This window comes from Cupriavidus sp. YR651 (assembly GCF_900101625.1).
Classification (GTDB): domain Bacteria; phylum Pseudomonadota; class Gammaproteobacteria; order Burkholderiales; family Burkholderiaceae; genus Cupriavidus.
Window position 1 is genome coordinate 61,571 of record NZ_FMYZ01000004.1, and the last position, 12,075, is coordinate 73,645.

A 12,075-nucleotide genomic window follows, 5' to 3' on the forward strand; every position below is an offset into this window, starting at 1 on the left:
ATGGATCAGCAGCGGCAAGCGGCGCAGCGTCAGCAGCAGTTCGAGCAGCAACGGCAGGCGCAGGAACAGCAGCGTCAGCAGGCCATGCAGCACCAACAGGCCGAACAGCAGCGGCAGGCGCAGGAGCAGCAGCGTCACATGCAGGAACAGCAACGCCAGCAGCAGGATCGCCAGCGGCAGCAGCAGCAGCAACAGCAGCAACAGCAGCAACAGCAGCAACAGCAGCGTGGCCAGCAGGCCAACGACCGGCAGGGACGCATGCAGGCCAACAACTAGTGCGGCGGCTGGCTGGTGCCATGTACCAATAGGGGGCAATGCAGGAACGGGCAGGCAGGAAAGCAGAAAAAATGTAGGAAAGCAGTAAGCAGGAAAGGACAAAGGGCGCCCGGATGACTCCGGGCGCCCTTCGTTTTCTCTCCACTTACGTTTTCACGCTATTGCTGCACTGGCTGTGTCGCCAGTTGGTACTGCCCCTTCTCTTCTCCCTCCGTAGGAGCCTGCCGATGCCGGGCGGGGGCCGGGCAGCACAGCTTGCTTGCCCTGCCGACCCGCCCGACATGATTACGTGCTGCTTACTTGCCCAGTTCCGACAACCGTACCGGCGCGATCTTGCCGTTCTGCACCCAGCCGACCACGGTATCCGCCACGGAACCGCCCTTGGCGTCGATGCCTTCCACCTCGTTCGGGTTCACATCCTTCGGCAGCGCCTTGACCGCGTCCGGAATCCTGGCGCGGATCGCCGCGGCGTCGGTCGTGGTGCCCGCCAGCTTCATCGCGTTGGCCAGCGCCCAGGTCATGGTGTAGTTCAGCGACATCTCCGTGGTGGCATCGCGGCCGTCATGGGTCTTCTTGTAACGGGTGTTGTAGGCCTGCGCAGCCGGACGCGTGTCGTTGACCAGCGGCATCACGCCGATCGAGCCTTCCAGCATGGCCAGACCGTTGGTCACCTTCGCCATTTCATCCATCTTCGCCTGGTCCATCACGATGAAGCCGCCCTTGAAGCCCAGCTCGCGGGCCTGCTTGACCACCAACGCTGTGGGCTCGGACGGGCCGCCGACGAACATCACGTCGGGTTTGTCGGCGATGGCGCGTGACACGCCCGTGTAGAAGTCCGTGGCCTTGGTGTACGACATCGGGTTGTTGCCCACCACCTTGCCGCCCGCGCTCTCCCATGCGGGCACGAAGGCCTGCACCCAGGCCTTGGCGTAGTCGTGATCGGCCGGCACCAGCGCCACGTTCTTGCCGTACCGCTTCATCTGCGCCTTGATGAACGGGTCGATGTAGCCGGTGTAGGCCGGCGGAATGCGGATCGTGAGCTTGTTGCCGGCATCGGTGATGCGCGGCACGCTGGAGTACGCCATGACCAGGAACTTCTCCTGCTCGTTGAAGGCCTGCAGCGCGAAGATGCCGCCAGAGTGCGGCACGAACACCGCCGGAGTCTTGTGTTGCTGGACCAGGCGGCGCGCGTTGATCGCGGCCTCGGCAGGCGCGTACTTGTCGTCCAGCGCCACCACTTCCAGCTTGACCTTCTTGCCGTTGACATCCAGGCCCGAGGCGTTGATTTCGTCCACGGCCATCTGGATGCCGGACAGCACGTTCTTGCCGTACAGCGCGGCGCCGCCGGACAGCGGACCGGTGTAGCCAATCTTGACTACTTCCTGGGCCAGCGCCGGTGCCGACGCCACCAGCGCGGCCACGGCACACGCGGCCAGCGGGAAGAAACGACGGATCGTCTTGTGCTGCATTTGCTGTCTCCTTATGGGTATGTACTGCGCTTGTCCGTCACCGGGTGGCGGCAATCAGCCGCCGATGTATGCCTTGCGAATGCCCTCGTCCCTGAGCAGCGAATCACGGTCGCCTTCCATCACAATCCGGCCGCCCTCGATCACATATGCGCGATGCGCGATGCCCAGCGCGGCGTAGGCGTTCTGTTCGGCCAGCAGCACCGTGGTGCCCGCGCGGTTGATGCGCTGGATCACCTCGAACATTTGCTTGACCACCAGCGGCGCCAGCCCCAGTGACGGTTCGTCGAGCAGCAGCGCGCGCGGGCGCCCCATCAGCGCGCGGCCCAGCGCCACCATCTGCTGCTGGCCGCCCGAGAGCGATCCGGCAGGATCATCCTTCTTCTGGCGCAGGATCGGGAACATCTCGTAGACCTCTTCCAGCGTGCCGCGGATGCCAGCCGCATCGCGCCGGTGCACGTAGGCGCCGAGCGTCAGGTTCTTCTGCACGGTCATGGCCGGGAACAGCTTGCGGCCCTCGGGGCAGTGCACCAGGCCGGCCTGCACGATCTGCGATGGCTTCATGCCGGACAGCTCGCGGCCGTCGAAGCGCATGCTGCCGCCGCTCGTGCGATGGATGCCGCTCATCGCCAGGAAGATCGAACTCTTGCCGGCCCCGTTGGCGCCGAGCAGCACCACGAGCTCGCCCGCCTTGGCGTGCAGCGAGACATTGTCCAGGGCGCGGAAGCTGCCGTACGACAGCGAGACGCGTTCAAGCTGCAACATGGTCGGCTCCCAGGTAGGCCTCGATGACGCGCGCGTCCTGCTGCACCTGCGCGGGCGTGCCTTCGGCGATCTTCTCGCCGTAGTTGAGCACCATGATCTTGTCGGCCAGCCGCATGATCATGTCCATCTTGTGTTCGATCAGGCAGACCGTCTTGCCGTGGCGGACCATCTTGCGGATCAGCTCGGCCAGGCCCACCGTCTCCTCGGGGTTCACGCCGCCGGCGGGTTCGTCGAGCAGCAGTAGTTCCGGGTCGGTGGCCAGCGCCAGTGCAAACGCCACGCGCTTGCGCGCCTCCTGCGTGATATCGGCGGCGATCTCATGCGCCAGGTGCGAGAGGCCGACGAAGTCGAGCGCGGCCTCCGCCTTGTCCCGGCACAGGCGTTCTTCCTCGCGCAGGCGGCGCGTGTTGAACAGCACGTCGGCGAGACCGGACTGCGTGCGCAGGCGATGGCCGACGATCAGGTTGTCCAGCACCGTGGCGCGGTCGAACAGCGCGGTGGCCTGGAAGGTGCGCGCCACGCCCAGCCGCGCGATCTGGTCGGCGCGCAGGCCGGCCACGTCCTGGCCCTTGAACAGGATCTGGCCCGACGTCGGCGCGTGCGTGCCGGCGATCAGGTTGAAGAACGTGGTCTTGCCGGCGCCGTTGGGGCCGATGATCGCGTTGATGTGGCCGGCTTCGAACGTCACGGAGACATCGTTCACCGCGGTCAGGCCACCAAACTTCCTGGTCAGGTTGCGGATCTCAAGCATTCTCGGCTCCGGGGCGGGTGGTCGGGACGGACGGCGCCTGCACCGGGCGGGCGGCGGCCAGCTGGCCGCGACGTGCTGCGGCGGCGCGGCGGGCCTGCTTCCTGAGGAAGGAGCCGACGATGCCGTCCGGGAAGAAGATGATCAGCAGGATCAGCACCGGACCGAACACCAGCATCCGGTAGTCCTGCAGGAACTGCAGCGACTGGGTGACCCAGGGCACCAGCACGGCGCCGAGCAGCGGGCCGAGCAGCGTGCCCGTGCCGCCGACCAGCATCGCCATCACCATGTCGAACGTGACATCCGTGCGTGCGATGTCCGGGCCCAGGAAGCGCACCTGCCCGGCATAGAGCGCGCCGGCAAGGCCGGCATAGCCCACCGACAGCACGAACGACAGCACCTTGGTGCGCATCAGGTTGATGCCCAGCGCCTCGGCCAGCGCGTCGCTGTTGCGCACCGCCATGAAGCCGCGGCCCAGCAACGAACTGACGATGCGATGCATGACGAAGGTGCCCGCGGCAAGGAAGAACAGCACCAGGTAGTACTGGGCCTGCACGCTGTCGAAGGCAACGGGGCCGATCGACGCCGGCACGGGAATGCCGATCAGGCCGACCGTGCCGTGCGTGAGGGCTTCCCACTTTTCGATCAGCAGATAGATGATGTAGCCCACGCACATCGTGAAGATCGAGAAGTAATGGCCCTTCAGCCGCAGCGACACCACGCCGACCACGTAGCCAAAGGCCATGCAGATCACGCCGGACAGCGCGAAGGCGAGCCAGAAGGGGACCTGGTGATCGACGGTGAGGATGCCGAGCGTGTAGGCGCCGATGGCCATGAAGCCGCCATGCGCCAGATTGAGCTGGCCGGTGTAGCCGGTCAGCAGGTTCAGCCCGAGCGTGGCGATGGCGTAGATGAACGCCAGCGTCATCACGGTCAGGAAGTAGCTGTTGGGCACGACCAGCGGAAACGCGATGGCCGCCGCCAGCAGCAGGATCCAGCCGGTCTTTCCTAGCAGTGCTTTCATGGGAGTGTTCCTTGGAGGTCGTTTCAAAAAGATCCTGGCGTCGTTGCGCGGCCTTGCCGTACTAGTTGTACTGTCTGCGGCCGCGCGTCTAGCCAGGACCGCTTCGCTTCATCTTGAAACAACCTCTTATGCGGCCTTGGCGGCAAACAGGCCCTGCGGCCGGATCGACAGGATGATCACCAGCAGCAGGAAGGCGATGATGTCCTTGTAGTCGGTGGAGATGTAGAAGCCGCCGAAGCTCTCGGCCATGCCGATGATCAGGCCGCCCACGATGGCGCCCGGAATGCTGCCCATGCCGCCGAGGATGATGATCACGAAGGCCTTGGTGATGACCAGGTTGCCCATGCTGGGGTAGACCAGGTTGATCGGCGCGTAGAGCGTGGCGGCAATCGCGGCCAGCGCGCCGGAGATGGCGAACACCAGCAGCGTGACGCGCGTGGCATCGATGCCGACGAGGGCCGCGCCCTCGCGGTTCTGCGCCATCGCGACGATCGTGGAGCCCGTGACGGTGCGCGTCAGGAACAGATGCAGCAGGACCATCAGGCCGAAGGCCGCCACGATGATCAGGAGGCGCTGCATCGGCGCGGTCAGGCCGAACAGCTCGACCATCTGGCCGTAGGGCGTGGGCATGCGGTGAAAGTCCGCGCCCCACAGCGCCTGCGCGCCGGCTTCCAGGAACAGCAGGATGCCGATGGCGGCAATCATGTCGTGGATCTCGGGGGCGTTGCGCAGCGGGTGGAAGACCAGGCGGTCGGCCAGCATCGACAATATGGCGACCACCGCCGCCGCGCACAGCATGGCCAGCCAGTAGTTCAGGCCGAGCGCGGTCATCGCGTAATACGACACATAGGCGCCGGCCATGTAGAAGGCGCCGTGCGCGAAGTTGGGTACGTGCAGGATGCCGTAGACCAGCGTCAGTCCGAGCGCGACGAGGCTATACACGCCGCCGAGCGTCAGACCGTTGAGAAACTGTTGGAAGAACAATGCCACGGGGAAGCCTCGTACAGTTCACGAAACAGGGTGCGCGCCGGCGCAAGGCCGGGGCGCGACAGGGCGCCGCCGCGAGGGACGGCGCCGGCGATCTCAGATGGAGGTCTGGCGGTGAGGTGTGGCGGCCAGTGCGCCGATGTCCGGCGCGATGGGGGCGATGGCCGCGCGGTCGGGTCGTCGCACAGGGATACGGCGTGCTGCGGCGTGACGGGTGTCCTGCATATTGCTGTCTCCTTGCGTTGCGGCGCCATGACGGCGCCCTCGCTTTCTCCAGGTGCCCTGGTGTGACCGTGGCCCGGTGACGCCGTGTCATGTCGCCGGCATCTGGGCCAGCGTTCTCGCACGATCGTTCGTTTTCATTTTCGGCGACTTTTGCATAGCGCTTCGGCCAGCGTCAAGCGATCGGGCGTAGTATTCCGTAGAGCGAAATACGCATGCCGCGCCAGGCCTCGAATCGTCCGAGTATTCCCTGATTTCAGCGTGCAAGTCGCACTGGCTCACGCCTATTTGCAGCGCGTATGACGCCTATGTGTTCGCTGCATGGGAGCCACGCGATCCGTACACCGATGGGGTGTAAAGGCTGTCGAGGCGTTTGAAAAGCAAACCGGCGCCAGCGGATGCGTTGACGCCGATTTGCCAATTGGCGCTGCCAGCATCGGCAACGCCGTTCAGGCGCGCGGAGGAGCCAGGCCGATCCCGGCGTATATCGCGACGCGCTGTTGTGCATTTCGGCGCGGTAACAGCGCCGACCCCTGGATTCTGTGTTCGTTCCTTCCAAAAGACGAAACACACATTTGTCGCTGTTCCGGTGTTGCTGCGTCCGGAAAAACCCTAGGATGCGTCCACTGCGTGGCAGTTGTCCGCCACCTCTACCTGCCCCCGTCCGGCCGGCTGGCCGGTCAATCCATCCTCGACGCGTCGTCCGGGCCGTGTGAGTGTCTTCACGCGCTGGCTTCGCTCGTCCCCGAAGGGCGCGTCGGGCGATCGGAGGGTTCTCGTCGCACAAGGGAACGCACAGTGAAAATCGAAGATATCCGCCGCAACGCCTTTGCCATGCCGGTACATAGCCCGTCATATCCGCGTCCGCCATTCCGCTTCCTGCAGCGTGAGTACTTCATCGTCTCCTATGAAACCGATCCGGACGCGTTACGTGCGGTGGTGCCCGAGCCGCTGACGCCTGACGGCAACCTGGTTCACTACGAATTCATTCGCATGCCGGACTCGTCCGGCTTCGGCAACTACACCGAAAGCGGCCAGGTGATCCCCGTCGTCGATGCGGAGGGGCGCAAGGGCAGCTACACACACGCGATGTATCTCGATGACGAGGGCCCCATCGCCGGTGGCCGCGAGATCTGGGGGTTTCCCAAGAAGCTGGGCTCGCCGCGCCTGTCGATCGACGGACACGATACGCTGCTCGGGACGCTCGACTATGGCTCGCAGCGCATTGCCACCGGCACGATGGGCTTCAAGTTCCGCCCGCTCGATCTGGCATCGGAGCAGAAGGCGCTCGCCGATACCCCCAACTACCTGCTGAAGGTCATCCCGCACGTCGACGGTTCGGCGCGCATCTGCGAACTGGTTCGCTTTCACCTGCGCGATGTGACCGTGCACGGCGCGTGGCAAGGCCCCGGCGCGCTGGAACTGCATGCGCATGCGCTGGCACCCGTTGCCGACCTGCCGGTGCGCCGTGTAGTGGGCGCGAAGCATCTCATTGCAGACCTCACGCTCGATATCGGCGAAGTCGCTTTTGACTACCTCGCGCCGGCCGAAGCGCCGAAGCTGGTCGTCAACCAATAACCCAACGCAAGGAGCAACCATGTCATTGCAAGGAAAAGTCGCGCTTGTTACCGGCGCCGCCAGTGGTATCGGAGAACAATGCGCGCGCCAGCTGGCGAGTGAGGGCGCGGCGGTTGTCATCGCCGATCTGAATCTCGAGGCCGCCCGGAAGGTAGCCGAGTCGATCGTCGCCGATGGCGGCAAGGCGATTGCCGTGGCGATGGATGTCACAAGCGAAGACGCCGTCAACGCGGGCATCGATGAAGCCGTGGCAACGCTGGGCGGGCTGGACGTACTGGTCTCGAACGCGGGCATCCAGATCGTCAATCCGATCGAGGACTACGCCTTCGCGGACTGGAAGAAGATGCTGGCTATCCATCTCGATGGCGCGTTCCTGACCACGCGTGCGGCGATCCGGCACATGTACGCGTCGGGCAAGGGCGGGGCGATCATCTACATGGGTTCCGTTCACTCGCACGAGGCTTCGAAGCTGAAGTCGGCCTACGTCACGGCCAAGCACGGGCTTCTTGGTCTGGCGCGCGTCGTGGCCAAGGAAGGCGGCCCGCGCGGCGTCCGTGCCAATGTGGTGTGCCCCGGCTTCGTCCGTACCCCGCTGGTCGACAAGCAGATTCCCGAGCAGGCCAAGGCGCTCGGCATTTCCGAAGCCGAGGTGGTCAGCAACGTCATGCTCAAGGAAACGGTCGATGGCGAGTTCACGACGGTTGCCGATGTGGCGCGCACGGTGTCGTTCCTGGCTGGCTTCGAATCGGCCGCGCTGACGGGGCAGTCGATCGTCGTCAGCCACGGCTGGTTCATGCAATAAGAGGAGGAGCCTAGTGCGCCGCAGTCAACGCAACACGTCTCATCAAGCCGAACCGCTGGTACTGCCGCCCTATGACGAGGTCGGCCTCGTTCTTCAGGGAGGCGGTGCGCTCGGCTCCTATCAGGCTGGCGTCTATGAAGGGCTGGCCCAGGCGGGGATCCATCCTACGTGGGTATCAGGTATTTCGATCGGCGCTTTGAACACGGCGATCATCGCCGGCAATGCTCCCGATGATCGCGTGGAAGCGCTACGCGGATTCTGGGAGACCATCAGCCTTCCGCCGGACGTCATCGGCAAGGCCGGTGCCTGGCTGCCGGCGGCATTCGGATTCCAGGACGTCGCGCGCAAGTGGTCGAGCATGTGGGCTGCCGGCCGCGCGCTGATGGAGGGCCAGCAGGGCTTCTTCCTGCCGCGTTCCCCGCTGCATGGCATCGGCAGCCAGGGCGGCGGCCCGAGCCAGGTGAGCTTCTACGACACCAGCGCACTGCGCGCGACGCTGCTGAAGTACGCCGATTTCGATCGCATCAACGATGGCGACATGCGCGTCTCCGTCGGCGCGGTCAATGTGCGGACCGGCAACCTCGTGTACTTCGACAATACGAAAATGCGCCTCGAGCCGGAGCACTTCATGGCATCGGGCGCGTTGCCGCCGGGCTTCCCGGCCGTCGAGATCGATGGCGAGTTCTACTGGGACGGCGGACTCGTCTCCAACACCCCGCTTACCGAGATCGTGCGCGAATCCCAGCACAAGGACACGCTCATCTTCCAGGTGGACCTGTGGAGCGCGAGTGGGGCGCTGCCGGGCAACTTCCTCGACGTCTCCGAGCGGACCAAGGACATCCAGTACTCAAGCCGGACCCGCGCCATCACCGCGTTCATGGAAGGCCGCCAGAAGCATGCGCGGCTGATCAAGGAACTGCTGGAGCACGTGCCGAAGTCCGTCCGCGAAACGCATCCGCTGATGCGTGAGGCGCAGCACATTGCGGATGGCAGCGCCGTCAACGTCGTGCACCTGATCTACCGGAACAAATTCTTCGAGGGTCACTACAAGGACTTCGAGTTCAGCACCGACACCATGAGCGAGCACTGGACGAGCGGGCTGGACGATATCCGTGACTCGCTCGCCCGCCCCGAGTGCCTGGCGATTCCAAGCCACGACGTCGGCTTCGTGACGCACGATGTGCATCGCATCGACGCCCCGGCGCTGACGGGCTCCGGTCCACTCGACACGGCGGCGGGCACGTCCGCGATGAACATCATCGACAACCTCCCTGCGGAACCAACCACTGTGTGACACGGGCTGCTTGGGCGGGGATGTTGGCTTGCCACATCCCCGATCCGCCGTGAAGGCACTTCCCATGACCTGCTACTGGGGGCCGATCTTGAGGTTCTGCGCAATACGCGTGAACTTCGTATGCTCGCTTTTCAGGAAAGACTGGGCTTGAGCCACCGTCATCGGCTCAAGGGTCCTTTGGAGGTTGGTTTCCACACGCGTGCGATTCTCGGGGCTGACTATCCACGCATTCATTGCCTGGTTGAGGCGAGTGATCAATGGTTCGGGGGTATCCGGCGGCGCGAGCACCGCAGCCCATTGGCTATGCTCGAAATCCTGGAGTAGTCGACTTTCGGCGATGGCCGGCACATCAGGCAAGGACGGATTGCGCCGTTTGCTTGCCACGCCAATCGGCTTGAACCGATTGGTCTTGATCATCCCGAATGTGGGGCCGCCCATGGGCATGAAAGTCAGGTCGACTTGCGCACCGGCAATGTCATTGGTGACTGGTGCCGCGCCCTTGTAAGGTACCTCGAGAAGCTGAATTCCTGCCCGCGCCTGAAAGTCCGCGGCGACCAGATGAGGTGCCGAGCCGGGGCCCCAGTGCGCAATGGATAGCTTGCGATTCGCCGGGTTCTTCGCATACGCAATGACTTCGTCGACATTCCTGAATGACAGGGATGGGTTGGAAACAAGGATGAAATCCGACATTCCGGTCAGGCCAAGAAGCTTGAAGGTGTCGGGACGATATTTGGCGGTTGCCACAGTGAGCGGCGCAACAATGAAGTCGATGCCCGTCGTACCCAGAAGCGTGTAGCCATCGCTCTGACTCCGAAGTACGTTCATGGCACAGATGGAGCCACTCGCTCCCGGCAGGTTGTCCGCAAGGACGTTTTGCCCGAGGTCCTTCTGCAATACGACTGCCGCCGCCCGAATCGAAGCATCCGCAGGCCCCCCAGCCGGAAAGGCAACCTTGATCACGACTGGCTTGCCGGGATACCGGGACTCGGCCCGGAGGATGGATGGATACCAGAGGGCTGGCGCCGATCCGATCGCAGCTTGCAGCAGTCGTCGCCGAGTCCATTGAGCGGTCATGGTCGTGTCTCCTTGTCATTGGTATGCGACCATGTTAGCAATGTTAACTTGAAATGCCAAAAAATATTTGAGCCGCGTGTTGCGAGCAGTCCGCGGTGTGCGCCTCTAAGCTGAAATGTGCTTCCGTGAAGCAGGAAGTTGATCGACGATCTTCTTGAGGTGATCGGGGCCGCTCACCACGGAGGACAGGAACAGTTCGATGGAGAACTCGATCATCTGTTCAACCCGGATCGGAAGGTCTGACCTTGGCACGCGGTCGGACAGAATCAATGTGGCGAGCCCGTGTTCCATGCTCCAGGCAGCGTGGGTAACCAGCGTGAGAGATCGCTTTGGCCAACCGTTTTCCGACGCAATCTTCTCGATGGACGACGCGAAGAGGCTGAAGGATCGCGTGTTCTGCTCGGTCAGTTCAGGGTACGAGTCACGCGCAACCAGGCGCGGCCCGACCATCAGGTTGAACAATCCCTTATGGCGTTTGGCGAACTCGACATAGGTTCGCATCATGCGGTACGCCGTGGACATGGGGGTATCAGCTGCCGCCAGGATCTCCAGACGCAAGGCAGCCAGTTCGCGAAATCCGTCGGCTGCAATGGCGGCGAGGAGTCCTTCCTTGCCGGCGAAATGCCGGGATGGCGCGGCCTCGGAAACGCCGACGGCACGCGCCAGGAATCGAAGGCTCAATTCCTTCGCGCCGATCTCCTCAAGCGCACGACGCCCCTCGGCAACAAGCGCATTGCGGAGGTTTCCGTGGTGGTAAGGCGCTGCGGCAGGGGCGGGAGATTTGGCAGTCACGATGTCAAGAGTTGAGTTCGGCCGGAGTTGCAGATTATAGGCGGCCGCACTCGGCGAAGCACAAGATCCACCTGCGCGACGGCCTTGATGCGGGACCGGGGCGGGAACAGGCAAGACGTTCACTCGCGGCTTCCCACGATCCCCCGGGAATACCCTCATGGCGATCTATGTTAACAGCGTTAATATACATCGTCATGACACCGACCCGCGTGTGCGACGGCGTCGTGAAATCGATCATGAACAACCGCCGGCTCCATCCGGCCTTCCACGCAGGACAAGAAAATGAGCACTGTCACGTTTGAAAAGGACGGCGCCGTTGGCGTCGTCACGATGGCGAAGCCGCCGCACAACCTGATCGAGGACAACTTCCTGAAGGATCTCCTGGGTGCTTACAACAACGCAGTAGAGCAGGGCTGCCGCGCGATACTGCTACGCAGCGGCATGCGCCACTTCTGCGCCGGCGCGGATGTGGCCGGTTTTGCCGGTGGCGGGCGCCGACGCGAACAGCCTGCCTTCGAGGCTTTGCTCGACGCACTGGAGAACGTGCCGATTCCCACCGTGGCCGCGGTCCATGGGGGCGCACTCGGCGGTGGTGTCGAACTCGCGCTGACCTGCGACATGATCGTCGCCGCCGAAACGGCATTTTTCGGCATGGCCGAGGCATCCCTCGGTCTGCTGCCGCTGCTGGGCGGCGTCCAGCGCGTCGTGCAGCGAGTGGGGCCGGCACGCGCCAAGGAACTGGCCATGTTCGGTCGCCGGCACGATCCAGCGGTGCTTGAGCGCTGGGGCATGATCAACCTTGTCACCGCCGAAGCCGATTTGCCTGCGGTGTCCATGTCGTGGGCGCGTCAGTTGGCGGCCGGCCCCACCGTGGCGCTCCGGGGTATCAAGCAGCTCGCCAACCATTCGGCGCGCAGCGGCATTGCTGGCGCGGATGCCCACCAGACCGAAATGAACAACATGATGTGGGCAAGCGCCGACCAGAAGCGCGGCCTTGAGTCTTTCGCGAAGTCCGGTCCGGGCTCTGCAGTATTCGAGGGGAACTGA

At 64.0% G+C, this 12,075-nt stretch carries 13 protein-coding genes; 4 read left to right on the forward strand and 9 right to left on the reverse strand.

What is annotated here, in order from left to right:
* The 7 genes from BLR29_RS32425 to BLR29_RS32845 form a co-directional block, all read right to left on the reverse strand.
* Positions 1-315, reverse strand: a 315-nt coding sequence (locus tag BLR29_RS32425) for a hypothetical protein (RefSeq protein WP_176860940.1), incomplete at its 3' end; no start/stop codon positions are given.
* A gap of 257 nt (positions 316-572) precedes the next feature.
* Positions 573-1,745 carry an ABC transporter substrate-binding protein gene (locus BLR29_RS12920; protein WP_092137388.1) on the reverse strand — a complete coding sequence of 391 codons (1,173 nt, stop codon included), beginning with the start codon at positions 1,743-1,745 and terminating at the stop codon, positions 573-575.
* Between the two features lie 54 nt (positions 1,746-1,799).
* Entirely contained in the window at positions 1,800-2,507 is a 708-nt protein-coding gene (locus tag BLR29_RS12925) for an ABC transporter ATP-binding protein (RefSeq protein ID WP_092137389.1), read from the reverse strand.
* Positions 2,494-3,258, reverse strand: a complete 765-nt coding sequence (locus BLR29_RS12930; RefSeq protein WP_092137390.1) for an ABC transporter ATP-binding protein — start codon at positions 3,256-3,258, stop codon at positions 2,494-2,496. The genes BLR29_RS12925 and BLR29_RS12930 overlap by 14 nt, the downstream gene beginning before the upstream one ends.
* Positions 3,251-4,279, reverse strand: coding sequence for a branched-chain amino acid ABC transporter permease (locus BLR29_RS12935; protein WP_092137391.1), 1,029 nt, complete (start codon positions 4,277-4,279; stop codon positions 3,251-3,253). The genes BLR29_RS12930 and BLR29_RS12935 overlap by 8 nt, the downstream gene beginning before the upstream one ends.
* A 126-nt stretch (positions 4,280-4,405) precedes the next feature.
* On the reverse strand, positions 4,406-5,269 hold the full coding sequence (locus tag BLR29_RS12940; RefSeq protein WP_092137392.1) for a branched-chain amino acid ABC transporter permease: 864 nt from the start codon (positions 5,267-5,269) through the stop codon (positions 4,406-4,408).
* Between the two features lie 93 nt (positions 5,270-5,362).
* Entirely contained in the window at positions 5,363-5,491 is a 129-nt protein-coding gene (locus BLR29_RS32845; protein ID WP_255371221.1) for a hypothetical protein, read from the reverse strand.
* A gap of 795 nt (positions 5,492-6,286) precedes the next feature.
* On the opposite strand from BLR29_RS32845, the gene BLR29_RS12945 reads away from it, so the two are divergent.
* Genes BLR29_RS12945 through BLR29_RS12955 form a run of 3 tightly spaced genes read left to right on the forward strand, consistent with a single transcriptional unit; the run spans position 6,287 to position 9,162 of the window.
* Positions 6,287-7,066 (forward strand): acetoacetate decarboxylase, encoded by a 780-nt coding sequence (locus BLR29_RS12945; protein WP_092137393.1) that lies wholly within the window; start codon positions 6,287-6,289, stop codon positions 7,064-7,066.
* 19 nt (positions 7,067-7,085) lie between these two features.
* Complete coding sequence (locus BLR29_RS12950) at positions 7,086-7,868, forward strand: 3-hydroxybutyrate dehydrogenase (RefSeq protein ID WP_092137394.1); 783 nt, start codon at positions 7,086-7,088, stop codon at positions 7,866-7,868.
* A 13-nt stretch (positions 7,869-7,881) separates the two neighbouring features.
* The gene (locus BLR29_RS12955) at positions 7,882-9,162 is read left to right on the forward strand and encodes a DUF3734 domain-containing protein (protein WP_092137395.1); all 1,281 of its coding nucleotides are present in this window, start codon (positions 7,882-7,884) and stop codon (positions 9,160-9,162) included.
* A gap of 72 nt (positions 9,163-9,234) precedes the next feature.
* Here the strand turns inward: BLR29_RS12955 and BLR29_RS12960 are convergent, their stop codons facing one another.
* Together BLR29_RS12960 and BLR29_RS12965 are read right to left on the reverse strand one after the other, a co-directional pair.
* A complete protein-coding gene (locus BLR29_RS12960) occupies positions 9,235-10,236 on the reverse strand; it encodes a tripartite tricarboxylate transporter substrate binding protein (protein WP_092137396.1) in 1,002 nt (333 codons plus the stop codon).
* Between the two features lie 105 nt (positions 10,237-10,341).
* Entirely contained in the window at positions 10,342-11,028 is a 687-nt protein-coding gene (locus tag BLR29_RS12965) for a TetR/AcrR family transcriptional regulator (protein WP_255371222.1), read from the reverse strand.
* Between the two features lie 282 nt (positions 11,029-11,310).
* Between BLR29_RS12965 and BLR29_RS12970 the strand changes: the two genes are divergently transcribed.
* Entirely contained in the window at positions 11,311-12,075 is a 765-nt protein-coding gene (locus tag BLR29_RS12970; protein WP_092137398.1) for an enoyl-CoA hydratase/isomerase family protein, read from the forward strand.